Genomic DNA, 23552 nt, shown 5'->3' on the forward strand with positions numbered 1-23552 from the left:
GGCTTGGTGTCGGGGCCGGCGGCGGCGGGGTGGGGGGGCCTGGTCGTCGGGGGGGTGGTGGCGTGGGGGGTCCGCGGCGGGCGGGGCGGCCTCCGCGCGGCGGCGGGCGGTGCGGTCCGCGCAGACCCCGTGGAGCGCGACGACCGTGCCGGTGTCGTCGCGGACGACCTGGACGGCGGTCGAGGTGACCACCGCGAAGCCGCCGTCGGGGCGGCGCAGGCGGCATTCGACGTCCGCGGTCGGGGTGCCGGTCATCAGGGCGGCGAAGTAGTCGCGGACCCGGGGCAGGTCGTCCGGGTGCACCAGGGCCAGGACGTCCGCGAAGGTCTCCGGGGAGCGGTCCAGGCCGGCGAGGCGGCACAGGTTCGCGGACCAGGAGACCCGGCCGGCGCGGAGGTCGAACTCCCACGAGCCGACCGCGCCGACTCGTTGTGCCTGGTCGAGGCGGTGCGCCCACACGTCGCGGGCGCGCAGGGCCTCGTCGTCGGCGTCCGGGTCCTCGTCGGCGGTCACGTCCCGCACCAGGACGGCCACCGCGCGCGGTGTGCCGCGGTCGTCGCGGAGCGGGAAGCGGTGGACCACCACGCGGCGCGGTTCGCCGTCCGGGCCGCCGTCCACCTCGACGGTCGACTCCGCGTCGCGGTGCGGAGCGCCGGCGGCGACCGGCTCGACCAGGTCGGCGTGCTCGGCCGGCGCCAGTTCGGCCAGGGTGCGGCCGAGGTGGTCGGCCGGTGGCTTTCCGTGCAGGGCCGCCAACGCGGGGTTGACGTAGAGGTACCGGAGGTCGAGGTCCACCACCGCGAGACCGACCGGGGCGCGGTCGAGCAACGGGGTCAGGGCGCGGAGGAGGTCGTGCACCCAGGGGTCCACGTCGGGCGTCGGTTCGGGCAGGGCGGACGGCGGTGGCACGGCGTCAGACAACCACAGCGCTCCACCGCGGCGGCGGGCTGATCAGCCGGCCGCGTGCGTTCCGGGGCCGGAATGGGCATGATGACGGTGAGGCTGGTCGGGTGGGGCAGCGCAGCCGCGTAGCCGTGCTCGCCCGAAAGGACAACGATGCCCGCCGTCGACACCGTCGACACCCCCGAGCCGGTGAGGTCCGAGCTCGACCTGGAGCACGCGCCGTTGTCCGAGGTTCGCCAGTGGGTGCGCGACGTGCTGTGCGACCTGTCCGAGGACGACCTGGACGACTGCCTGCTCATCGCGAACGAGCTGGCGGGCAACGCGCTGGACCACGCCGCGGCGCCGAGACGCCTGCGTGTGGAGCGGAGCACGGGCTCGGGCGTGGTGGTCCGCATCGAAGTGGACGACGCCACCCAGGACCAGCCGGTGCCCGGTGTGTCCAGACTCGGCGACAACCGGGGCCGAGGCCTGGTGATCGTCGCCAAGATCGCCACCGACTGGGGTGTCGAAGCCCACTCCGACGGCAAGACGGTCTGGGCCAGTCTGGTGTGCGAGACCCACTCCTAGCCACCGCTCCGCCACCACCGGTCGCGACGCGTGCGCCGACCGGTGGTCCCCGACGGCGATCGGTCCGATCCCGACTTCGACGCGACTTCGGGTTGGGTGCGGGATGAGTACGAGGTTGCTGCCGTCGGCCGCGGGTCGACCGGGACGACCGGATCAGTGGCGCCGCAACCACTTGACCGCACCACGAGGGTTGCGTCAGGCGCCGAGGGCCGGATAGTGCCTGGCCGCGAGCATTCGGTTGCCCCCGGTGGTCGACCGCGGCTCCCGGCGACCGGCCGAGTGCGGCTGCGGCCGCAGGTGCGCGGGCCGAACGCCAATTGCTACCCGAGAACCGCGTCGGCCGGGCACCCGCACACCCGCCGCCGCCGAAGGAGCACGGCGGGTTCGGGCAGCCGGGTCAGCGCCGAGGTGTCGGACGAGCGCGTGCGGGAGACCGGACGGTCCGGCGCGCGGTGGGCCGAACGCGGTGCGCCCGCAACGGCGCGGAGCGGAAAAGGATGGTGTGGCCCGCTCGGGCAGAGCCGGGCGCGGACCGGGTGCCGACCCGCACGACGGGTCGGGTTCAGCGCGCCACAACGGATCCGGCACGGGCGGCACAGGCGGGCGGCGGTTGCGCGCATTCGACGCAGAACGAGGGCACAGCAGACTTCGCCCGTTCGACGCGAACCGGGTGGACGGCGGTTGCGCGCGTCCGACGCAGAACGAGGGCACGGCAGGCTACGCCCGTTCGACGCGAACCGGGCGGGCGGCGGCCTCGTCGCGCGTTCGACGCGGAACGGGTAGGCAGGATTCCGCCCCGCTCGACGCGGAACGGGTGTGGAACGCGTGGTGCGCTCGATCTTGTCGGGCACCGGGGCCGGAGCGCAGGTCGGGCAAGAACCCCGTGGTGGGAAGGCGGAACGCGAGGCGCCCCTCGGCCCGGGTGGGCCGAGGGGCGCTGTCGCACTTCGTCGGGCGGCGGACGACCGGTTGCCCGGGCCGCGCTCGGCGACGTCAGATCGCGCGGACGCCGATCGCCTGGGGGCCCTTGGGGCCCTGGGTGATCTCGAACTCCACGCGCTGGTTCTCCTCCAGGTTGCGGAAGCCGTCGCCGGCGATCTCCGAGTAGTGCACGAAGACGTCCGGGCCGTCCTCACGCGCGAGGAAGCCGAAGCCCTTTTCGGAGTTGAACCACTTCACGGTTCCCTGTGCCATGTTAGTTCTCCCTGTCGGGTAGCAGCGGAGACCGCGGGATCGCGGCTCCTGGTCGGTTGACAGACGCCGACTTCTCCGACTTGTCCCGCAGGGCAAAGGAAGAAGCGTCCACAATGGATTGGGTCACCGGCGGTCGTCGCGGTCTTCCGCAGACGTACGGACGGTGGGTACCTGGAACACCAGCTCGCGGAACTCCGCGTCGTGGTGCGAGGCGAGATGGTGCGGACGGGTTCGGTCCGGATGGCTGAACACTGCGTCCGTCGGGTGGTGCTCGGTCTGAAGCTGCATGAAATCCGATCTGGTCCTGCGCGCACATGACCGGCTGTCCGATTGGGACTTCATCGGTCGGTCGCAGAACGCTGAAGAGGGAGGCAAGTGCCCCCGCTGATACGACCATACACCACCCGGGCCGGGCGGCGCGCGCGAACCGGTCACACCTCCCGGCCCGGTCACCCGAACGTGGTCACGCCGCCCGCCGAGCCCTCGACCCCGGCAAGCGGGAGCAACCACCCGTATCCGACCCACCGGACGTCCGAGGCGCGGGCAGGCGAACGACCGCCGGGAGAGGCCGGCCGACGGGGCCGGGCGACCGCGCGGACCCGACCGCCGGGCGCAGACGAACGCGGCAGACGAACACCCGCGCGAACGCCGCGACCCCCGAACGCCGGGGCGGGAAACCCACCGGTCCACAAAGGATCCTCATGTCCGCCGGGAAATCGGGCGCCGGGCACGAACCGGTCGCGGCGGACGCGGCGCGGTCGACCCCGGCCGCCGGGGCGACCCGCCGACCGCCCCCTTCGGCTTCCCGATGCCCGCCGGGCACCCCCTATACCCACCCCTAAACCATCCACATCGGACGGGACGATTTGTCGGAAATTCCAAGACAAATGTAAAGAAAATACGATCAAGTTACCGACCGGTCAGTCCGCCGGCCGGCCGGAGAAGGCCTCCCCCTCAATCAGGTAACGCGTCACACCAACCGTGCGAGCGGTCGGAGTAAATTGGGACGCAGATACGCCCGTTCGGCTCCGGGCGTTGCTCCCACAATGAATACTTCAATGGCACGAAGTGCGGTACCGGTCCGCCGCGATCCCCCATAGGTTTTGTCACAGTGTCCCGAGAACCGCCCGGGAAGGAGGACGCGAGCCCCCTCGGAACGCCGGCAAAACCAGTCGGCCACCGCGTACAGGACGCCTGGCACGGCCGACCGTGAATATTTCCGGGCGCTGGGAACGCTGCCTCCCACCATCGTCGTGACGGCGGTTCGGCACGCCCTCGACACGAACCGGAAACCGCAAAAATACGGAGAGCATCCGATTTATCGGAGGGAACCCGGCATGGCCACACCACGTGCCCGCAAGAAGTGGATTGCCGCATTACTCGGGCCATTGCTCGTGTTGGCGAGCACACTCTCACCGGCATCCTCGGCCGTCGCCGACGGCGCAAGACATCACCACAACGACGGCGTGATCAGGGGCGACGTCACCCGGCCGAAAGCACCGCCGGCGCCGCGGCTCAAGGTCGCCGACGGCACGCTGCCCGCGCGGAAGTCCCTGGCCGCGAACGACAAGGTCTCGCTGCGCACGCTCGTGATCGGCCTGGACGAGGCCGACTTCGGCCTGCCGACCTGGAAGACCGTGCTCGACCGGATCGGCTCGCCCTACGACGTGCTGCTGTCCAAGAACGAGTCGCTGGAGAGCCTCGACCTGGTCGCGGCGGACGGCACGGGCCGCTACAACGCGATCCTGCTGACCGACAACGCGCTGCTCTACCCCGACGGCAGCGGCAACTACGTCAGCGGCCTCGAGGCGGCCGAGTGGCAGGAGCTGTGGGCCTACGAGGCCGCCTACAAGGTCCGCCAGGTGTCGCTCTACACCTCCTGGGGCACGTTCCCGGAGGACTACTGCCTGCGTCCGGGCGAGGAGAACGGCGCGGCGGTCCAGGCGACGCTCACGCCCACCGGCGCCACGTTCTTCGACTACCTGAAGTCCTCGGCGCAGGTGCCGATCACCAACTCCTACGTCTACCGGTCGACGCTCGCCGCCAACTGCGACGCGCAGCCGATCCTGACCGCGGGCAACCGCGTCCTGGGCGTGGTGAGCAAGTCGACCGACGGCCGGGAGCGCGCCGCGCTGACGTTCTCGTCCAACCAGAACCTCGCGCAGACCGACCTGCTCGGCTACGGCCTGGTGCGCTGGGCCCACCGCGGCGTGTTCCTCGGCGAGCAGCGGCACTGGATCAACGTCGACGTCGACGACTGGTTCAACTCGAGCGACCACCTCTACCCCGACGGCCACCTGGAGACCGATCCCGGCTTCCGGCTGAGCGGTCCCGAGGTCAGCGGCATCGACGCCCAGCAGAAGGCGCTGCGCACGGCCTACCCGGCCGCCGCCGGCTTCACCCTGAACCTGCCCTACAACGGCGGCGACCTGGACGCCGAGGCGCCCGCGCAGTGCTCCGCCACGAACACACCCGACCCGCTGACCAGCTACACCCGGTGCCTCAAGGGCAACTTCCGGTGGATCAACCACACGCTGACCCACCCCGAGCTGAACTTCACCACGGCCGCCGAGAGCCGCAAGGAGATCGGCGACAACCTGACGGTCGGCCGCAAGATCGGCCTGACGGTGCCGACCGAGGTCCTCAAGACGCCCGCGTACTCCGGGCTCGGCGTCTACAACCCGGACCCGAACGCGCCGGACACCGACCCGCCGACCGACTTCGGCCTGGCCAAGTCGAACAAGGCGATGCTCGACGCCGCGTGGGCCCTGGGCGTGCGCTACGTGCACGGCAACATGTCGTTCACCAGCCACCAGCCGACCTGCTTCAACTGCGGCGTCTACCACCCGCTGCGGCCGGGGCTGCTGGTCGTGCCGGACTGGCCGACCAACGTCGGGTACCAGACCACGGAGCCCGCCGAGGAGACGCTGTTCTACAACAACTTCTACGGGCCGAAGGGCAAGATCCCGACGTACGACCACAACCTGACGTACGCGGAGCTGCTCGATTACGAATCCGACGTCGCGCTGCACCACGTGATGAGCGGCTCGGCGTACGCACACACCCTGCACCAGGGCAACCTCCGACAGTATGGAACCGGCAAGAGCCTGACGTTCGACTGGCTCGGCGCGATCCTGGCGAAATACAGCGCCAAGTACTCGGTGCCGCTGCGCAATCCCGACTGGGCCACGCTGGCCGCCTACGTAAAAGCGCGGAACGCTCACTTCGCGGAGATCGACTCGGCGACTGACCCGGTTTGGGACAAAAGCACGAACAAGGTGACCTACCACCCCACGACGGACGGTTCGCTGTTCGTCACGGGCGCGACCTACGCGGCCGGCGTGGTGGACCGGTACGGCACCGACACGATTACCCGCATTCCGGTGAAAACGGGCGTGGAGTTCACCGCCACGGCGACCCCGCGCGCATGACCCGGCGCCGCACCGGCCCGTGGCCGCGCGTCCCGCTGCTCGTCCTCGTGGGGTTCGCGCTCGCGGCGATGACCCTGGCGAGCCCGCGCGAACCGGTCCGAACCGACGGAGAGGAAGGTGTGACGGCGGTGCCGCTGCCCCTCGCCGTCAAGAGCCACGTGCCGGTGCGGCCGGCCGAGCCACCGGGAGGACAGGCCCGCAGGGGCGATCTGGTGGCGTTGCGCCAACTCGTGATCGCGACCGGCCCGGAGGACTTCGGGTTGGCCGCGTGGAAGGCGGTGCTCGACGCGACCGGCTCGCCGTACGACGTGCTGTTCGCGGGCGCCGAGCGGCTCGTCCCGGACCGGCTGGTGCAGCCGGACGGGACGGGCCGGTACAACGCCGTGCTGCTGACCAACGGCGCCCTGCTCCGGGAGGACGCGGGCGGCGCGTACACGCCCGCGCTCGACCCCGGCCAGTGGAACGTGCTCTGGGACTACGAGCGCGAGTTCCGGGTCCGGCAGGCGGCGCTGAACACCTACCCCGGCGAGACGCCGGAGGACCAGTGCCTGCGCCCGCGCGGCGAGGGACCCGTCGAGGCCGACCCGGTCCCGCTGTCCCTGACCGCCGCGGGGCGCGAGGTGTTCGACTACCTCGTCCCGGAGGCGAAGATCCCGCTCACCCACACCTACGTCTACCGCGCCGACCCGGTGCCCGGCTGCGCGACCCCCCTGCTGTCCACAGAGGACGGAACGGTGGCGGTCACCAGCACCACGCCGGACGGCCGCGAGCGGCTCGCGCTCACCTTCGCCATCGGGCCCGACTCGGTGCCGACCCTGTTGCTGGGGCACGGACTCCTGCGCTGGGCCACCCGGGGCGTGATGCTCGGCGAGCAGCGCCACTGGTTCTCCGTCGACGTGGACGACTGGTTCAACTCCACGCTGCGCCAGCACCCCGACGGCACCCGCGACCTCTACCGGCTCACCGGCCGGGACGCGGTGTCGGTGTCCGAGCAGCAACGCGCGCTGCGCGAGAAGCACCCGGTGGCCGCCGGTTTCACGCTCAACCTGCCGCTCAACGGCAGCAGGCTGAAACCGGACGCGCCGGCGACGTGCGACGACCCGAAGGCGCTCGACCCGCTGAGCAGCTGCTCCAAGGCGAAGGTCGGCGAGTTCCGGTGGATCAACCACACCGCGACGCACCCGCAGATGAACGACACGAGCTACGAGGTGAGCCGCGAGGAGATCCGGCGGAACCTGGACGTCGCGGCCGCGGCCGGGCTCCCGGTGCCGCAGACGGTGCTCAAAACGCCGGAGTACTCCGGGCTCGGCGTGTACAACCCGGATCCCAAGTCGCTGGAGGCGCCGACCGACTTCGGCCTGGCGGGCTCCAACAAGGCGTTGCTCGACGCGGCGCACGACGAGGGCGTGCAGTACTTGCAGGGCAACATGTCCTTCGCGAGCCACCGCCCGTCGTGCTTCAACTGCGGCACGTTCCACCCGCTGCGCCCGGAACTGCTGGTGGTGCCCGACTGGCCGACGAACGTGGCGTTCGAGGCGACCGACCCGGCCGAGCAGATCGCGCTCTACAACGTGGAGTACGGCAAGGCGGGGCGCGCGCCCGACCACGCCGACCACGACCTGACCTACGAGGAGTTCGTCGCGGAGGAGGCCGAGGTCGCCGTGCGCCACCTGATGTCCGGCTCGGTGTACGCGCACACCCTGCACCAGGGCAACCTGCGCGAGTACGCGCCGGGCCGCTGCCTGGGGTTCGACTGGATCGCCGCGACCGTGGCGAAGTACGCCGCGTACTACAGCGTGCCGCTGAAGAACCCGGACTGGGTGTCGCTGGCCGAGTACGTCCGGGCCCGCACCGCGCACTTCGCGCAGCTGACCGCACACCGGGACGCGGTGTGGAACCGGGCGACCGGCGCGATCACCTACTCCCCCAGCGGATCCGGGTCGTTGTTCATCACCGGTGTCCAGCTGCGGCCCGCCACCGAAGAGGACCGGGACAGCGCCGACGAGGGCGAGGTCTACGGCTCGGACCCGGTGGCCAGGCTGGGGCTGGACGCGGGCGGCACCGTCACGGTGATGGCGAGCCCGCGCCCATGAGGATCGACCAGGCGATTGTCGGCCTCTCGCCCGCCGCCGACACGAGAACGCTGCGGATCGCGCTGATCTCCGAGGGCACCTACCCGTTCCACCCCGGCGGGGTGAGCCTGTGGACCGACCAGCTGATCCGCGGCATGCCCGAGTACTCGTTCACCGCCGTCGCGCTGACCGTGGACGGCGAGGAGCGCCAGACCTGGACCTCGCCCGCGAACCTCGCCGAGGTGGTGAGCATGCCGCTGTGGGGTAGACAGCCGCGGCGGACGCGCCGGAGGCCGGCCGGGTTCGCCGCCAAGCACGAGGCGTTCCTGCGCGCGTTCATCCCGCACGCCGAGAGCAGTCCGGACGCGCTGCTCGCCGCGTTGCGCACGTTGTTCGAGGACGCCCAGACCACCGACCTCGGCGCGGCGCTGGTGTCCAACGAGTCGGTGGCCAGGTTGATCGACGTCACCGGCGAGGGGCACGGCACCCGGTTGTCGCTGCGCGACGCCATCACGGTGACCGACCTGCTGGAGCACATGCTGCGGCCGTTGGCGCACCCGCCGCTGGAGGTCGACGTGTGCCACCTGGCGATGAACGGGCTCAGCGCGTTGGTGGCCATGGCGAGCAAATGGGCGCACGGCACACCGGTGATCATGTCCGAGCACGGCGTGTACCTGCGCGAGCGGTACCTGGGGATGATCGGCGAGAAGTTGTCGCTGCCGGTGAAGAAGCTGCTGCTGGGCTTCCACCGGGCGCTCGCGGGCGCGGCGTACCGGATCTGCGACATGCTGACGCCGCACTCCAGCTACAACCGGCGGTGGCAGCTGCGCAACGGCGCCGACGAGAAGCGCATGCGCACCATGTACAACGGCATCGACCCGGAGGACTTCCCGTTGGCGCCGGGCGAGCCGGACGTGCCGACGATCGTGTTCGTCGGCCGGATCGACCCGCTCAAGGACCTGCACACGCTGATCTCGGCGTTCGCCTTGGTGCGCAAGGAGTTGCCGGAGGCGCGGCTGCGCATGTTCGGCCCGGTGACCGAGGCGAACAAGTCCTACCACGCGGGGTGCGTGCGGCTGGTCGAGGAACTGGGGTTGACCGGCGCGGCGACCTTCGAGGGTCGGGTGCCCAACCAGGTCGACGCCTACCACGCCGGGCACATCGTGGCGCTGACGAGCGTGTCGGAGGGGTTCCCGTTCACCGTGGTGGAGGCGATGTCGACCGGCCGGACCACGGTGTGCACCAACGTGGGCGGCGTGTCCGAGGCGGTCGAGGACGCGGGCATCGTGGTGCCGCCGCGCGACCACCAGGCGGTGGCGCGGGCGTGCCTGCGGCTGCTGACCGACGACCCGCTGCGCGCCGAGCTGGGCAAGCTCGCCCGGCAACGGGTGATCGAGCACTTCACGTTGCAGCGCTGGAACGACAGCTACCAGGCCCGCTACGCCGAACTCGCGCTGCTGGGCAGGTCCGGATGAGCGTCGCGGACCTGGTGGAGCGCATGACGCCGATGCTGCCCGACCCGGTGGACGAGTTGCAGGTGGCCGCCCTGCTGGAGAGCCAGGGCGTGACCGACCAGGCCGCCGTGGACGAGTACGGCATGGCGGACGTGTTCGCGCTGGCGCACGAGGTGTACGGCAAGCTGCCGAGCTCACCCGGCCCGACGCCGGAGGCCGGACCGCGCGGCCGGACGTGGCACGACGTGCTGCACGGACCGGTCTACCTGCTGCCGACGACGGTGTACCCGGCGGTGTTCGCGGTGCTCGGCGCGGCGGACGCGGCGGTGGCGATGGTGCTGGCGACGACCGCCGGGTGGATCTGGGGCGCGGGCACCAGCTGGGTCGCGCACCAGCTCGTCGGCGTGGGCGCGGCGCGGTCCGGCGGCCGGCGGCTGCTGCGCCTGGGCTGGTACGGGATCGCGGTCGCGGCGTCGGTCGCGCTGCCGGTGCTGTTCCTGCCGCACGGGTTCGGCCAGTACCTGTTCGTGCTGGGGCAGCTGGGGGTTCAGCTCGCGTCCGGCGTGCTCCTGTTCCACCGCAAGGAACTCTGGCTGGTGCTGTCCGTGGTGCCGGCCGGTGTCGCCGGGCTCACCCACCTCGCGTCGGGCTACTCCGAGGTGCTGGTGCCGACCGTGCTGGCCTGCGGCGGCGCGACGGTGGTGCTGGCACTGGAGCTGGCCAGGCGGGCCGGCCGGGACGCCAGGGACCGCGAGGGCGTGCGGGTGCCCACCCCGCGCAACCTCGCCCTGGGAGCGGCGCCCAGCGTGCTGTACGCGGCGCTGTGCGCGGGTTTCCTGCTCTACACCGACGTCCGGTACGTGCTGGGCGCGCTCGACCTCGCGGTGGCGGCGGCGCCGCTGATCCTCGGCATGGGCGTGGTCGAGTGGCGCGCGAACCGGCTGTTCGAACGGGCCGAGGACCTGCTGGGCGGCGACCTGCTCCCCACCGAGTTCGCCGAACTGGCCTGGCGGAACCTGTTGCGGGAGCTGGCGAACTGCCTGGTCGCACTCGGTGCGCTCGGCCTGGTCGTGCTCGGGCTGCTGCGCTGGTTCGGCGTGCTGACCACGCGCGGCGCGCTGCTGCTGGACGCGCACGTGCTGCTGGGCGGCGCGTTCTTCCTCGGTTTCGTGCTGATCCGGACGGGGGGCCTGGTGACCTGCCTCGCCATCCTCTCCGGCGTGCTGCTCGCCGACGTGGTGGTGGCGGAACTCGCCGCCGACGCGTTGGCACCACAGGGCCACGCGGTCGTCTTCCTGCCGACGGTCGCGCTCTTGTCGGTCCTCCTGCTGACGGCGCTCCGCCGGAGCGTCGGACAAGTTCGCCACTACCGATGAGAAAAGGAAGGAATTCCCAGATGCATGCGGTGATACTCGCCGGCGGTCGGGGGGTTCGACTCCGGCCTTACACCACGGCGTTGCCCAAGCCCCTGGTACCCATCGGCGAGGAGTACGCGATCCTCGACATCATCCTGCAACAGCTGCGGGCGCACGGTTTCGACCGGGCGACCCTGGCGATCGGGCACCTGGGCGCGCTGATCCGCGCCTTCGTCGGCGACGGGTCCAAGTGGGGCATCAGAGTCGACTACGCCGAGGAGAAGATGCCCCTGTCCACGATCGGTCCGCTGCTCAACTTCGTGGACCAGCTCCCGGACCACTTCCTCGTGATGAACGGCGACGTGCTGACGGACCTGGACTACGTGGCGCTGCTGGACCACCACCTGTCGAGCAAGGCCCCGCTGACCGTCGCCACCTACCAGCGGAAGGTGAAGATCGACTTCGGCACGCTGGCCACCGACGGCGGCGGCCGGATCGTGGAGTTCGTGGAGAAGCCGGTCCTGTCCTACGGCGTGAGCATGGGCGTGTACGCGTTGTCCCGCAAGACGCTCACGCCGTACCCGCGCAACGTGCCGTTCGGGTTGGACGAGCTGGTGCTCGACCTGCTGGCCCGCGACGAGCCGCCGGCCGCCTTCGAGTTCGACGGCTACTGGCTCGACATCGGTCGTCCCGACGACTACGACGAGGCCAACCGGTGCTTCGAGGAGGTGCGGTCGGCGCTGCTGCCCTCGGCTCCGCGGCCGGCGGCACCGGCGCTGGACGTGACCGCGTGACGGCGGTGACGGTGCTGGTGTTCGGCGCTTCCGGCTACCTCGGGAGTGAAGTGGCCACGGTGCTGTCCGCGCGGGGCGCCGAGGTGGTCAGGGCCGGTCGGGCCGCGCGGGATCCGGGTTGGGTCGCGCACGACCTCGTGCACGGCGGGCCGGACGACCTCGTCGCCCGGCTCGCCGAGGTCCGCCCGGACGTGGTCGTCAACTGCACGGGGCGGTTGGACGGCACGGTCGCCGAGCTGGTGGCGGCGAACGTGACCGCGACGGCGAACCTGGTGGACGCGCTCGCGGACTCCGGTACCCGGCTGGTGACCCTCGGGTCGGCGGCGGAGTACGGCGTGGTGCCCGACGGGACGCCGGTGGCCGAGGACGCGCCGGCCGAACCGGTGGCGGCCTACGGGATCACCAAGCTGGCGGCGACGTCGCTGGTGCGCGCCGCGGTGACGGCCGGGAGGCTGGACGCCGCGGTGCTGCGGGTGTTCAACCCGATCGGCGCGGGGATGCCCGGCGGCACGGTGCTCGGCCGGGCCGCGGCGGGCATCCGGAAGTCCCTTGTGGACGGTGGAGACGTGGTGCTGGGTCCGCTCGGCGCCTTCCGCGACTTCGTGGACGTCCGGGACGTGGCCGAGGCGGTGTCGGCGGCGGCGCTGGCCTCGGACCTCGGCGCCGGGCCGGTGCTGAACGTGGGCAGCGGCGCGGCGGTCACCGTGCGGGAGGCGGTGAAGCTGCTGGTCGAGGTGTCCGGGTTCACCGGTCGGGTGGTCGAGTCCGACCCGGCGCCGCACCGGTCCGGCGCGGTGAACTGGATCGAGGCCGACCTGACCCGGGTCGGCGAGGCGCTGGGCTGGCGGCCGAGGCACACCCTCGCGGAGTCCGTGCGCGATCTCTGGTCGGTCTGACCTGCCGCGTGAGTGAAAGTGCCGGCGCACTTTCACTCACGCAGGCGCACGTCAGGACCAGTTGTCGCGGTACCACTCGAAGGTCCGCCGGACACCGTCCTCCAGCGACACCTTCGGCTCGTACCCGGTGAGCGCCCGCAGCCTGGTCAGGTCCGGGCACCGGCGTTGCACGGAACCGTCCGGCGCGGGCGCCTTCTCCAGCTCCGGGTCGTGACCGGCGATGTCCAGCACCAGCTTCGTCAGGTCGCCGATGTTGGTCTCCGCGGTGTCGTCGCCGATGTGCACGATCCGACCGGCCGCGTCGTCGGCCTCCACCAGCCGGACGATCGCGTCGACCGCGTCGTCCACGTGGCAGAACGCCCGGAACTGGTCGCTGCCGTAGACCACGAACGGGTCCTCGCGGCGCAGCGCGCGCAACGACAGCTCCGGGATCACGTGGTCCGCGCCCATCCGGGAGCCGTACACGTTGTGGAACCGGCCGATGACGACGGGCACGCCCTTGGCCCGACCGGTGTGCACGACCGCCGCCTCGCCGAGGGACTTGCTGACGGCGTAGGCGAAGCGCGGCGCGGTGATGTCCTCGACCACGAGCGGCACCGTCTCGGGCGTCGGCACCGGCACGAGCCCGGTCGCCACGCCGCCCGCGTAGGCCTCGCTGGTGGAGGCGAAGAACAGCTTCTGGTGCGGTTCGATCCAGTCCAGCGTGTTCAGCACAGCCAGCGTGTTCACCCGGATCACCCGCGCCGGGTCGCGTTCCACGTTGCGCACGCCCACGATCGCGGCGAGCAGGTGCACGCGTTCCGCGTCGTGCGGGATGGACTCGAACGCGGCCGGGTCGGTGAGGTCCGCGGAGATCACCGGCACGTCCAGCGCGGCCAGCTCCGGGTCGTCCTTCCCGCGCGAGAAGTCGTCCACGATGGTGACCTCGTGCCCGTCCGCCAGCAGCTTCCGGGTCAGGTGCAGGCCGATGAAGCCCGCGCCGCCCAGCACCAGGTGCCTCATCGGCCCGCCTCCGCCGGCTCGTAGCCCAGGCCCGCGTAGCGCACGCCGTGCCCGGTGACCCGGGAGCCGTCGAGCACCCGCCAGGAGTCGTAGACCAGGGTGACGTTCGAGCCGGGCAGCAGGGAGTCCACGTCCAGCGCGCGGTACTGCGGGTGGTCGGTGATCACCAGGACCGCGTCGGCCGCGGCGAACCCGGCCGCCAGGTCCACCGGCTCGCCGCCGTAGCGCCGGATCACCTCCGCGCCGACCAGCGGGTCGTGGCCGAGCACCGTCAGCCCCGCGGCCTCGAACGCGGGCGTCATCGCCGCGATCGGGGTGCCGCGCATGTCGTCGGTGGGAGGCCAGCCCTTGTACGCCCAGCCGAGCACGAACACCGTCTTGCCCTCGGTGTCGCCGATCAGCTCCACGAGCCGGTCGGCCACGTGCACCGGCAGCTCCTCGTTGACCTGGCGCGCGGCCCGGATCAGCGGCAGCGGGTAGTTCGCCCGGTCCGCGCCCGAGATCAGGATGTACGGGTCCTTGGACAGGCAGCCGCCGCCGACGTACCCCGGCTTCGCGATGTCGGGACGCGGGTAGTCCAGGTTGGTCGCCCGGATCACCTCCAGCGGGTCGAGGCCCAGGCTCTCGGTGTAGCGGGCGACCTCGTTGCCGAACGAGTAGATGACGTCGGTGTGGCAGTTGTTGGTGAGCTTGACCAGCTCGGCGGTTTCCAGGGTGGACACCGGCACGAGCTGTGCCGACAACCCGCCGAACAGCGCGAGGCCCAGCCGCAGGCTCTCCTCGTCCAGGCCGCCGACGACCTGCGGCAGTTCGACCAGTTCGCGCAACGCCTGACCCTGGATGGTGCGCTCGGGCGCCATCACCACGCGGGCCGAGCCCCACGCGTCGAGCAACCTCGGCAGCACGACCGCCCTGGTCGCGCCCACCGGGACCGTGCTGCGGACGACGACCAGGGTTTCCGGTCCGCACACCTTCGCGATGTGCTCGGCGGCGGCGGCCAGGTTGCCCAGGTACGGCTCGTGCCCCGCCTCGTTCACCGGTGTCGACACGCAGATGATCGCCGCGTCCACCCCGCCCTCGGGCAGTTCGTTCGAGACGAAGATGCGTCGTCCCGTCCACTCGCCGAACACGTCCTCGATACCGGGTTCGAAGATGTGCGGCCGGCCCTGGGACAGCGAGTCGAGCACCGCGGGCTGGGTGTCCACGCCGTGCACCTGGTAGCCCTTGTCCGCCATCGCGGCGGTCAGGGTCAGGCCGACGTAGCCCATTCCGATAATCCCGACGCGGCGTAGTTCAGGTAGTTCTTCGGTCACCACAGACTCCTCGTCCGCCTTGTGCTTTTCCCGATCACCGGCACGGCGCGCCGATCCGATCAAGCGGGCGCGCCGCGACATATCCCTCGAACCCTTCTTCGCGGTATCGCCGGCAGGCTTCGGCGACGTTCTCCGGCGCCTGGGCGTAGTCGACCGCCAACACGGTCTTGCCGGCCTTCCGCACTTCCCTGGTGGCCGCCAGGTTCGGCGCGCAGTACTCCTGCTCGCACCGCCGGTCGGTCGCCTGGAAGAACAACTCCTCCACCCCGATGCCGTCGATCGCGGCGAGGTAGCCGGAATCCGCCGCCAACTCGGGCGAATTCTGCGGGTAGACCCGGAAGCCGGGCCGCGCCGCCTTGGCGTAGGCGCTGATCCGGACGACCAGGTCGATCATCCGCCGACCGAGCTCGTCCCGGTCGACGCCGGGCACCAGGCCCGGGTCGATCTGCTCGTAGGCAAGCGGTGTGTCCAGGTAGACGCCGTCGAACCCGGCCGCGAGCGCCCGGTCCACCCGCGGTTTCACCCCCAGTTCCCACCAGCGGGGGTCCCAGTACCGGACGAACCGCTCACCCGGCCACTCCGGCCACTCGTTGAGCAGCAGGCCCGCCGGGTCGTCGCGGATCGCCGGGAAATCGGGTCGGAACGACTCGACCGAGCCGATCTCGAAGTACCCGAGCACGATCTTGCCGGACTCTTCGAGCCGGGCGATCTCGGCCGCGGTGAAGTAGGAATCCGCGCCGTCGCGGGCCAGGTCGATCACCGCGGACCGAAAGGGCGCGGCCGCCAACGCGTCCAACCGGCCGTCCCGGTAACCCTGCAACTGGTAAACGAACCCGGCCGCCGGCGCGGTCGGTGCGCAGCCGGGCGCGGCGGATACCAGAGTCAGCAGGAAAACGGCGAGCAGCACTCGGAAACGGCGGTCGGCCACACCTTCCACACTACTGACCGGGGATAGCCGATCAATGAGCCATTGAGCGGAGTCCGTGCGCCCACCCGAACCGTGCCGAAAATAGGTCGGGTGACAGGGAATAATAGTCTGCGGAGTCCGCGGAACCGGACGTTCCGACTTTTCCGGTAAAGCCGCGCCGGTATCGGCCGGTGATTTTCGGCGGCGTCCGGGAGCCCGTTCGGCCTAGTCCCCCGGACGTAGGCCGGCCGGGTGCGGGTCGGTCTGCGAGGTGACGCGCGACGACCTCGTCGGCCCCTAGGTTGACGGCGTGCTCGGTGACCGCGTGGTGCCCTGGCTGCGTGCGCGGGAACCCGCGGTGGACGCGGCCGTCGCGTTCGGACTGTCCTGTTGCGCCGTCCTCCTGGGACTGCTCGTGCACGGCAACGCGGCGTACTACGTGCTGTCGCTGGCACTCCTGCTGCCGCTCGCGGCCCGCCGCACGTGGCCGACGGCGTGCGCGGCCGTCGTGTTCGCGGTCGCGCTCGCGCAGTGGTGGACGACCCGGGACACGCTCGGCGCGCTGCCCGCCGACCTCGCGGTGCTGCTGGTGGTGCACGCGACCGCCGCGTGCGGACCGCCGTGGTCGGCCCGGGTCGCGCTCGCGCTCGGCCTGACCGGGGCCGCACTGGGCGGTCTCAGTTGGCCGCAACTGCCCGCGCCGGTGTCGGCGCACGTGCTCACGGGTGCGTTCCTGGGCAGCGCGGTGGTGGCGTCGTGGGCGTTCGGCGTGGTGACGCGGGTGCGGCGGGCGCAGGTGGCGGTGCTCGCGGAACGCGCCCGGCTGCTGGAGGTGGAGCGCGAGCAGCGGGACCGGCTGGCGGTGCTGGCCGAACGGACCCGGATCGCGCGCGAGATGCACGACGTGGTCGCGCACACGCTGGCCGTGCTGATCGCCCAGGCCGACGGCGGCCGGTACTCGCGCTCGCCCGAGGCCCGGACCGCCGCGCTGACCACGATCGCCGAACACGCCCGGCAGGCGCTGGTCGAGACGCGGCGGGTGCTGGGCGTGCTGCGGGACGAGCCGAAGGCGCGTGTCGAGGACGTGCCGGCGCTGGTCGAGCGGGTGCGCGCGGGAGGCCTCGACGTGGCCTTGACCCTCGTGCCGCCGACCGGCCCGGTGGAGCCGGGTCTCGAGCTGGTGGCGTACCGGATCGTCCAGGAGGGATTGACGAACGTGCTCAAGCACGCGCCCGGCGCCCGCGCGGAGGTGACGCTGCGCTGGGGTCCGGAGTGGATCGAGGTCGAGGTGGCCGACGACGGCGACGCCCCGGACACCCCGTCGGGCGGCCACGGGTTGCGCGGCATGCGGGAACGCGCGGGAGCCTACGGCGGCACGGTCGTCCTGCACCGCCGCCCGGACGGCGGCCGAACCCTCCACGCCCGCATCCCGGTGCCGTCGTGACGGGGCCGACGGCGACGAGGGCACCGACGGGACAACGCGCGGCTTCGCACACCCACAACGGCTCCGTGTGGCCACACGGCACCCCGACCGGGACCCGCGTTCAGACCACTCAACCCGCGACACACCCGGGCACCCGAGCAGGCGCCCACAGACCCGTGTGGCCACACGGCACCCTGCCCGACCGGGACCCGCGTCCAGACCACACAGCCGGCGACACGTCCGGGCACCCAAGCGGGCACCGGCGGACCCATGTGGCCACACGACACTCCGACCGGGACCTGCGTGCAGACCACACAACGCACGACACGCCCAGGCATCCAAGCGAGTACCGACAGGCCCGTGTGGCCACACGGCGCCCCCGGCCCGACCGGGACCTGCGCGGCCGGGCGGTACTTCGCGCCCCACGAGACGCCCCGACACCACCGACTCGCGCACCGGCGCCCCCGGTCCCTGGGCGTGCCGGACCACGCGACCGGCCGGCACCCGTCCGGAAACCCGAAGCCCGAGCGGGCCTGTCCCAGACCGCGGCCGGGTGTGGTCCGGTCGCACCACGAGGAGGAAGTCATGAGTGCCGCCGTGCGGGTGCTGCTGGTGGAGGACCAGGCCCTGATCCGCGCCGGGCTGCGGATGGTCGTGGACTCGCAGGACGACCTGACCGTCGTCGGCGAGGCGGGTGACGGGCTGGTCGGGGTGCGGGAGGCGCGGCGGTTGCGGCCGGACGTGGTGGTGATGGACGTGCGCATGCCCGTGCTCGACGGGATCGAGGCGACCTCGCGGGTGGTCGGGTTGCCCGCGCCGCCCAAGGTGCTCGTGCTCACCACCTACGACCTGGACGAGAGCGCGTTGGCGGCGGTGCGGGCCGGTGCCAGCGGGTTCCTGCTCAAGGACGCGCCGCCCGAGGACGTGCTGTCGGCGATCCGCCGGGTGCACGCCGGTGACGCGGTGCTCGCGGCGTCGACCACCCGGCGGCTGCTGGACCAGCTCGCTCCCCCGCTGGACCCGGTGGCCGCGGGCCTGGTCGCGGCGTTGACCGGGCGGGAGCGGGAGGTGCTGGTGGCGGTGGCGCGCGGGTGGTCCAACGCCGAGGTGGCCGCCTTCCTCTCGGTCGCCGAGGGCACGGTGAAGACCCACGTCAGCCACGTGCTGGCCAAGCTCGGCGTGCGGGACCGGGTGCAGGCGGTCGTCGCCGCGTACGAGTCGGGGCTGGTGCGGCCCGGCGACCGGTGATCGCCGGGCCGCCACGTCAGCGCGAGCAGGTCACGTCGGCCGGCGGCAGCACGCCCGTCAGCAGGTACCGGTCGACCGCCCCGTCGACGCACGCCGCGCCGTCGAAGAGGTACACGCCGTGCCGGTACGCCCGGTCCAGGGTGATCATCCGCGACCCGCCCATCGCCCGGCGCAGCGCGCGCTGCCCCGGGTACGGCGTCGACGGGTCACCGCTCGCGCCCACGATCAGCGCCGGGTGCCCGGTCGTGATCGCGGTCGGCGGCTCGACCGGCGACGTCGGCCAGAACGCGCACGGGGTGATGTCGCGCGCCAGCGGCCCGTACAGCGGCTCGGCGGCCAGGTGGTCGCGGATGTCGCGGTAGTAGGTCTCCGGGTCGCGGGACGCGGCCCGGTCCGCGCACTGGTTCGCCGTCGTCGCGCTGAACCCGAACTCGGGCGTCACCTCCGGCTTCTCGTACAGCGCGAGCTTCGCCGCCAACGCCGGCGTCGGCGTCACGACCTGCCCGCGCGCCGCGTCGACCAGCACCCGCACCTGCGCGGCGAACTCCGCGTAGGAGGCGTCCGTGTCGTCCACGGTGAGCAGCAGACCCGCGACCATCGCCCGCTCGATCCGGTGCGTCCCCACGGTGAACGGCGCGCCGCGGTCGAGTGAGCCCACCGCGGCCAGCACCGCGCCGGTCGTCGCGCCCAGCCGGTAGGTCGCGTCCCGCGCGGCCGCCCACCGGGCCCAGTCCGCGAGCGCGGCGGCGTCGGCCGGCGCGGTCTCCCGGAACGCCGCCGGACCGTAGGCGTCCGGCGCGATCGCGCTGTCCAGCACCACCCGGTCCAGCCGGGTCGGGAACAGCTGCGTGTACACCGCGCCCAGGTAGGTGCCGTAGGACCAGCCGAGGTAGGACACCTTCCGCTCACCCAGCGCCGCCCGCACCCGGTCCAGGTCGCGCGCGATGTTGCGGGTCGACGCGTGCGGCAGCACGTCCGCCTTGTCGGCGCACCGCGAGGCGAGGTCACGGGCGTCCGCCGCGCTGCGCTCGAACGAGGCCCGGTCCGGGCTCGCGTACTGGGCGTTGCGCAGCGCCAGGTTCGTCGGCCAGCCGCACTCCAGCGGAGCGCTCAGGCCGAAGAACCGGGGGTCCACGCCCACCAGGTCGTACCGCGCGGCGACCTCGGGCGCCCCGTGCGCGATGGGCGGAATCCCCTGTGCCACCAGGAAGACACCGTCCCGCGACGGTCCCGGCCCGCCGGTGTTCACCAGCAGGGTGCCGAGCCGGTGCGCCCGATCGGTCGCCGCACGTCGGGCGATCGCGAGGGTGACCGTCCGCCCGTCGGGTCGGCGGTAGTCCAGCGGCACGGTGATCTCCGCGCACCGCGCGCCCACCGCCGCCAGTTGCGCGCCGACCTCGTCGTCCGGCCCAGTCACGCAGTCGTGCCAGGCGGGCTGTCCACTCGCGACACCCGTCCCCGGGGTGGAACCCAGCAGCAGCACCGCGAGTGCCACCGCCCCCAGTCTCGTCGTCATGTTCGAAGTCCCCTCGACGTCCGAACCCGCCCGGTCGGGTCGACCGGGCGGGCTGGGAAGGACGCTAGGGCCGGTGTGCCGACCTTCGCGTCCGGCGCACGACGGGTGTCGGGGCCCCCGTCGTACCGCTGGAGACCCGGGGTCAGGTGGTCGTGACGGCGATCGTGTCGACCAGGAAGTCCGTCTCCAGGTTGCTGTCCTCGACGCTGGTGAACAGGAGCGTGACCGTCTTGCCCTTGTACGCGCTCAGGTCGAGGGTCTTGTAGCCGTAGGCGCTGCTCGCGTCCGCGTTGCTCCAGGTCTTGAGCGTGCTGGTGGTGGTGCCGTCGACCACCTGGACCTTGAGCGTGTCGTACGCGGTGGTGCCGGACTCCCAGGTGATCACCCGCAGGTAGTAGCCCAGGGTCGCGGTCTTCGCCGTCGACGGGATGGTGATCTTCTGCGACACGGTGTCGGTGTTCGCCGAGCCGTTGCCGCCGAGCCACGCGTACCAGCTGCCCGCCTGCGCCGCGCGGGTCGTCCAGTTGCCCACCGAGCCGCCGGTCACCGTCCAGCCGGTGGTGCCGTTCTCGAACCCGCCGTTGGTGACGATGCCGGTCGGCGTGCCACCGGTGCGGTAGTCGATGGTGTGCGTGTAGACGAGGTCGCGCGTCGTGCCGGACACGTCCAGACCGCCGGCGGGCCGGTCGATCGTGAACCACTCCTTGAACGTGGTGGAGGGGTAGGAGATCATGTCCGCGAACGTGGTCAGCGGGCCGTTGTCGACCTTGCGCCACAGGTCGATGATCGCGCCGGCGACGCGGCCCTCGACCGTCTCGCCGTTCTCCATGTTGGTGACGGAGGCGGCCTTGGTGCTGTCGAACGGGGTGGTCGACATCAGGTCGATCGACGCGCCGTTGGACCACTTGTACTTGCCGTCGCCCATGACGTAGCCGGCGACCGCGTTGGCGAAGCCCTCGGTCCAGGCGCAGCTCGCGCCGGACTTCAGGTGCACGTAGTGCGGGCTCGGGCAGTCGCTCTCCGGCCACCAGCCGGCGTAGAGCAGGTCCATCAGCGCGTGGCCGGACTCGTGCAGCACGGTGTGCTCGGAGTCGGGGTCCGCGTCGGTGAGGGCGATGTAGCGCTGACCGACCGGCACGCCGTTCTGGAAGTACGTGCCGTCGGTGCTGCCCGGCTGCCAGTGCAGGGTGATCCGGGTGCAGTTCGAGGACTCCCGCGCGGTCCAGCAGGCGCTGGTGCCGTGCGCGGCCCACAGCTTGGTGAGCGTGTCGAACACGTGCCACGCCCGCGTGTACGTGCTGGTGGGGGCGGACGCGCCGAAGTCGAGCGTGGTGCCGCCGACGACGTTGGTCTTGGCCGCGGTGGCGACCGTGTAGGCGGCGGAGCCGTTGTTGTCGGTGACCCGCCACAGGTTCGAGTCCGCGGTGAAGACGGTCCACACCTGGTACATCGTGGTGACCGGCGAGGTGAAGCACAGCGAGTACGAGCCGTCGGTGGCCGAGGACAGGCCCGTGGCGTAGACCGCGGCCGCGGCCGAGGACGTCGTCCTGCCGACGAGCTGGACCTTGGCGTTGCGACCCGGCTTCCAGGCGCCCGCGGCGTCGGAGTAGGTCAGCGAGCCCTTGCCGCACACCTGGCCGGCGGCGGCCGTGGCGGCGAACCCGGCCGGGGTGGAGCGGGTGACGGCGGTGCTCTCGGTGCCGCTGACGCCCTGGCGGGACGTGCCGGCGCGGTCGCCGACGGTCAGCGTGGCCGAGGCGTGCGCGGACCGGTCGGCCGCGGGTGCGGCCTGGTCGGTCACGTCCGCCTCGATGTTGACCGGTCCGGGTGCCACCGCGGTGACGCCGAAGGTCAGCGTGCGGCCCTTGGTGGACAACGCGAACTTCTGGTCGGCGACCTGGGAGAGACCCACCACCCGGGTCGCGGACAGGCCGCTCGACCGGGCGTCGAGCTTGAGGTTGTCGGGCAGCCGGACCGCGAGGGCGGCCTGGTCGAGCGCGACCTGGGACCGGATGGCGACGGTGACCGTCGCCGACTCGCCCACGGCGGGCAGCCGGTCCAACGACACGTCGGCGGCGACGCAACTGGGTCGCGCCTCCGTCCTGCCCGCCGACGGCGGCGTGAAGGTGCACGCCGCGTTCGGCGCGGCCACCGCCTGGGCCGGGATCAACAGGGTGGAGGCGGACGTGACCGCCGCGACCACCAGGGACAAACCGAATCTGGAACGCATGGGCAGGGTGCCTTTCGGGCGAACGCACTGTCGTCACTACAGGGTGACGCCCGAAAGAATGACCACCATTGGTGACCTAGGGCAATATCGCGGACCGTTTTAGATACGCACCGTCATAGACTGTGAAACCGGCCCTGCTCCGAACGGGGTTCAGCTTGGTCACAATCGGCATCAGGCCCGCCAAACTGTGAAGAACTGGGGGTGACCCCGATCACCAGCTCCAGCGGGTGCCGACCACACCCGGTGACACGTTGAACCCGACGAGGCAGCTCGACCGGGACGGACCGACGTCCAACCGGTCCACCCGGTGCTCGGTCCCGGTCAGGTCGGCCTTGCGGAAGCTGTGGCAGCGCGCCGGCGGCGCGCCCAGGAACTGGACCTGCTGGCTGTACTCCGCGACCGGGTCCACGAACTGGCGGTAGTAGGTCTCGACCGGCGGACCGGGCGTGGACACCATGTCGTACTCGACCACCGCGTGTCCGCCCACGGCCAGCGGCCGGTCGAGCAGCAGTTCGGCGACGATGAGCCCGGTGGCCTCGTCGGTGAGCACCCGGCCGGGCCGGCAGAACCGCACGTCGGTGAGCGCCGGCGGGTACGCCGGGTCGTCGGCCCGGTACTTGACCAGGCACCGCGTCACCCGGCCGTGCTCGCCGCGCAGCACGATCCGCGACCGCACGCCCCGGTCCGACCGGTCCTCGGCCACGGTGAACACGTCGTGCGCCGACACCAGCCCGTACTCGCCCTCGTCCGGGTCGGCGAACTGGCTCAACAACCCGGCCGCGCCCCACTCCGGCCGCCTCGACCAGCGACCCCGGGGCCGCGGCGGGCCGAGCAGCGTGATCAACGTGGCCGCCGGCAACCCCAGCAGCGCCTCCAGCGCCTGCACCGCCCGCAACGACTCCTGCCGCTCGGGCCGCCGCTTGCCGTGCCGCCAGTAGCTCAACGTCGCCGCGCTGACGTCCACCCCGCGCTCGCCCAGGTGGAACCGCACCCGGTCCAGCGTCAACCCGCACGCCGAGATCGCCGCGTCCAGCACCTCGGCGAACGACCCGGACCGGACGACCCGGGCCAACTCCACCCCACCGAGCCCCCGACCCGAACCGGCCATCTCCGCGCCTCCCGACCACAGGACGGCCGCACGCGGTGGGCGGCCACGAGAAACCACCACTATCAGCGGCCGTCGACCCGCTGTCCAGGTTCCACTGTTAAGGCGGTACCGGACCACCGGGGAGGTGACCGGACGACCA

Annotated in this window: 17 protein-coding genes; 9 read left to right on the forward strand and 8 right to left on the reverse strand. The window is 72.0% G+C overall.

The window, feature by feature from the left end; translation table 11 throughout:
• Nucleotides 1-921 (reverse strand): PAS domain-containing protein (locus tag AB0G50_RS33130; protein WP_360116994.1); only part of this gene is annotated, 921 nt, incomplete at its 3' end.
• 135 nt (nt 922-1056) lie between these two features.
• Here AB0G50_RS33130 and AB0G50_RS33135 point away from each other — a divergent pair.
• Complete coding sequence (locus AB0G50_RS33135; RefSeq protein ID WP_360116997.1) at nt 1057-1470, forward strand: ATP-binding protein; 414 nt, start codon at nt 1057-1059, stop codon at nt 1468-1470.
• A 993-nt stretch (nt 1471-2463) separates the two neighbouring features.
• Here AB0G50_RS33135 and AB0G50_RS33140 read toward each other — a convergent pair.
• Nucleotides 2464-2664, reverse strand: coding sequence for a cold-shock protein (locus AB0G50_RS33140; RefSeq protein ID WP_360117000.1), 201 nt, complete (start codon nt 2662-2664; stop codon nt 2464-2466).
• A 1466-nt stretch (nt 2665-4130) separates the two neighbouring features.
• Here AB0G50_RS33140 and AB0G50_RS33145 point away from each other — a divergent pair.
• From AB0G50_RS33145 to AB0G50_RS33170, 6 genes are read left to right on the forward strand one after another with little or no spacing between them, the layout of a single operon-like run.
• Nucleotides 4131-6095 (forward strand): hypothetical protein, encoded by a 1965-nt coding sequence (locus tag AB0G50_RS33145; RefSeq protein ID WP_360117003.1) that lies wholly within the window; start codon nt 4131-4133, stop codon nt 6093-6095.
• On the forward strand, nt 6092-8188 hold the full coding sequence (locus tag AB0G50_RS33150) for a hypothetical protein (protein WP_360117006.1): 2097 nt from the start codon (nt 6092-6094) through the stop codon (nt 8186-8188). The genes AB0G50_RS33145 and AB0G50_RS33150 overlap by 4 nt, the downstream gene beginning before the upstream one ends.
• Complete coding sequence (pelF, locus tag AB0G50_RS33155) at nt 8185-9642, forward strand: GT4 family glycosyltransferase PelF (protein ID WP_360117009.1); 1458 nt, start codon at nt 8185-8187, stop codon at nt 9640-9642. The genes AB0G50_RS33150 and pelF overlap by 4 nt, the downstream gene beginning before the upstream one ends.
• Nucleotides 9639-10997: a hypothetical protein gene (locus tag AB0G50_RS33160; protein WP_360117012.1), complete on the forward strand. Its 1359-nt coding sequence runs from the start codon at nt 9639-9641 to the stop codon at nt 10995-10997. Before pelF ends, AB0G50_RS33160 begins: the two co-directional genes overlap by 4 nt.
• A gap of 20 nt (nt 10998-11017) precedes the next feature.
• Nucleotides 11018-11770 carry a nucleotidyltransferase family protein gene (locus tag AB0G50_RS33165; protein ID WP_360117015.1) on the forward strand — a complete coding sequence of 251 codons (753 nt, stop codon included), beginning with the start codon at nt 11018-11020 and terminating at the stop codon, nt 11768-11770.
• Nucleotides 11767-12666, forward strand: a complete 900-nt coding sequence (locus AB0G50_RS33170; protein WP_360117018.1) for an NAD(P)-dependent oxidoreductase — start codon at nt 11767-11769, stop codon at nt 12664-12666. The genes AB0G50_RS33165 and AB0G50_RS33170 overlap by 4 nt, the downstream gene beginning before the upstream one ends.
• A 51-nt stretch (nt 12667-12717) precedes the next feature.
• Here AB0G50_RS33170 and AB0G50_RS33175 read toward each other — a convergent pair whose 3' ends face one another.
• Genes AB0G50_RS33175 through AB0G50_RS33185 form a run of 3 tightly spaced genes read right to left on the reverse strand, consistent with a single transcriptional unit; the run spans nt 12718 to nt 15909 of the window.
• On the reverse strand, nt 12718-13668 hold the full coding sequence (locus AB0G50_RS33175; protein WP_360117021.1) for an NAD-dependent epimerase/dehydratase family protein: 951 nt from the start codon (nt 13666-13668) through the stop codon (nt 12718-12720).
• Nucleotides 13665-14984: a nucleotide sugar dehydrogenase gene (locus tag AB0G50_RS33180; RefSeq protein ID WP_360117024.1), complete on the reverse strand. Its 1320-nt coding sequence runs from the start codon at nt 14982-14984 to the stop codon at nt 13665-13667. Before AB0G50_RS33180 ends, AB0G50_RS33175 begins: the two co-directional genes overlap by 4 nt.
• 31 nt (nt 14985-15015) lie before the next feature.
• The gene (locus AB0G50_RS33185; RefSeq protein WP_360117027.1) at nt 15016-15909 is read right to left on the reverse strand and encodes an endo alpha-1,4 polygalactosaminidase; all 894 of its coding nucleotides are present in this window, start codon (nt 15907-15909) and stop codon (nt 15016-15018) included.
• 289 nt (nt 15910-16198) lie between these two features.
• Here AB0G50_RS33185 and AB0G50_RS33190 point away from each other — a divergent pair, with 289 nt between their 5' ends.
• Nucleotides 16199-17332, forward strand: a complete 1134-nt coding sequence (locus AB0G50_RS33190) for a histidine kinase (RefSeq protein ID WP_360117030.1) — start codon at nt 16199-16201, stop codon at nt 17330-17332.
• A gap of 564 nt (nt 17333-17896) precedes the next feature.
• Entirely contained in the window at nt 17897-18559 is a 663-nt protein-coding gene (locus AB0G50_RS33195) for a response regulator transcription factor (protein ID WP_360117033.1), read from the forward strand.
• A gap of 16 nt (nt 18560-18575) precedes the next feature.
• On the opposite strand, the gene AB0G50_RS33200 is transcribed toward AB0G50_RS33195, so the two are convergent.
• From AB0G50_RS33200 to AB0G50_RS33210, 3 genes are all read right to left on the reverse strand, one after another.
• Nucleotides 18576-20075, reverse strand: coding sequence for an alpha/beta hydrolase (locus AB0G50_RS33200; RefSeq protein WP_360117036.1), 1500 nt, complete (start codon nt 20073-20075; stop codon nt 18576-18578).
• A gap of 142 nt (nt 20076-20217) precedes the next feature.
• Nucleotides 20218-22305, reverse strand: coding sequence for a hypothetical protein (locus AB0G50_RS33205; protein WP_360117038.1), 2088 nt, complete (start codon nt 22303-22305; stop codon nt 20218-20220).
• 211 nt (nt 22306-22516) lie between these two features.
• A complete protein-coding gene (locus tag AB0G50_RS33210) occupies nt 22517-23413 on the reverse strand; it encodes an XRE family transcriptional regulator (RefSeq protein WP_360117041.1) in 897 nt (298 codons plus the stop codon).
• Between the last annotated feature and the right edge of the window lie 139 nt (nt 23414-23552).

Source organism: Actinosynnema sp. NPDC020468, assembly GCF_040642015.1.
Classification (GTDB): domain Bacteria; phylum Actinomycetota; class Actinomycetes; order Mycobacteriales; family Pseudonocardiaceae; genus Actinosynnema.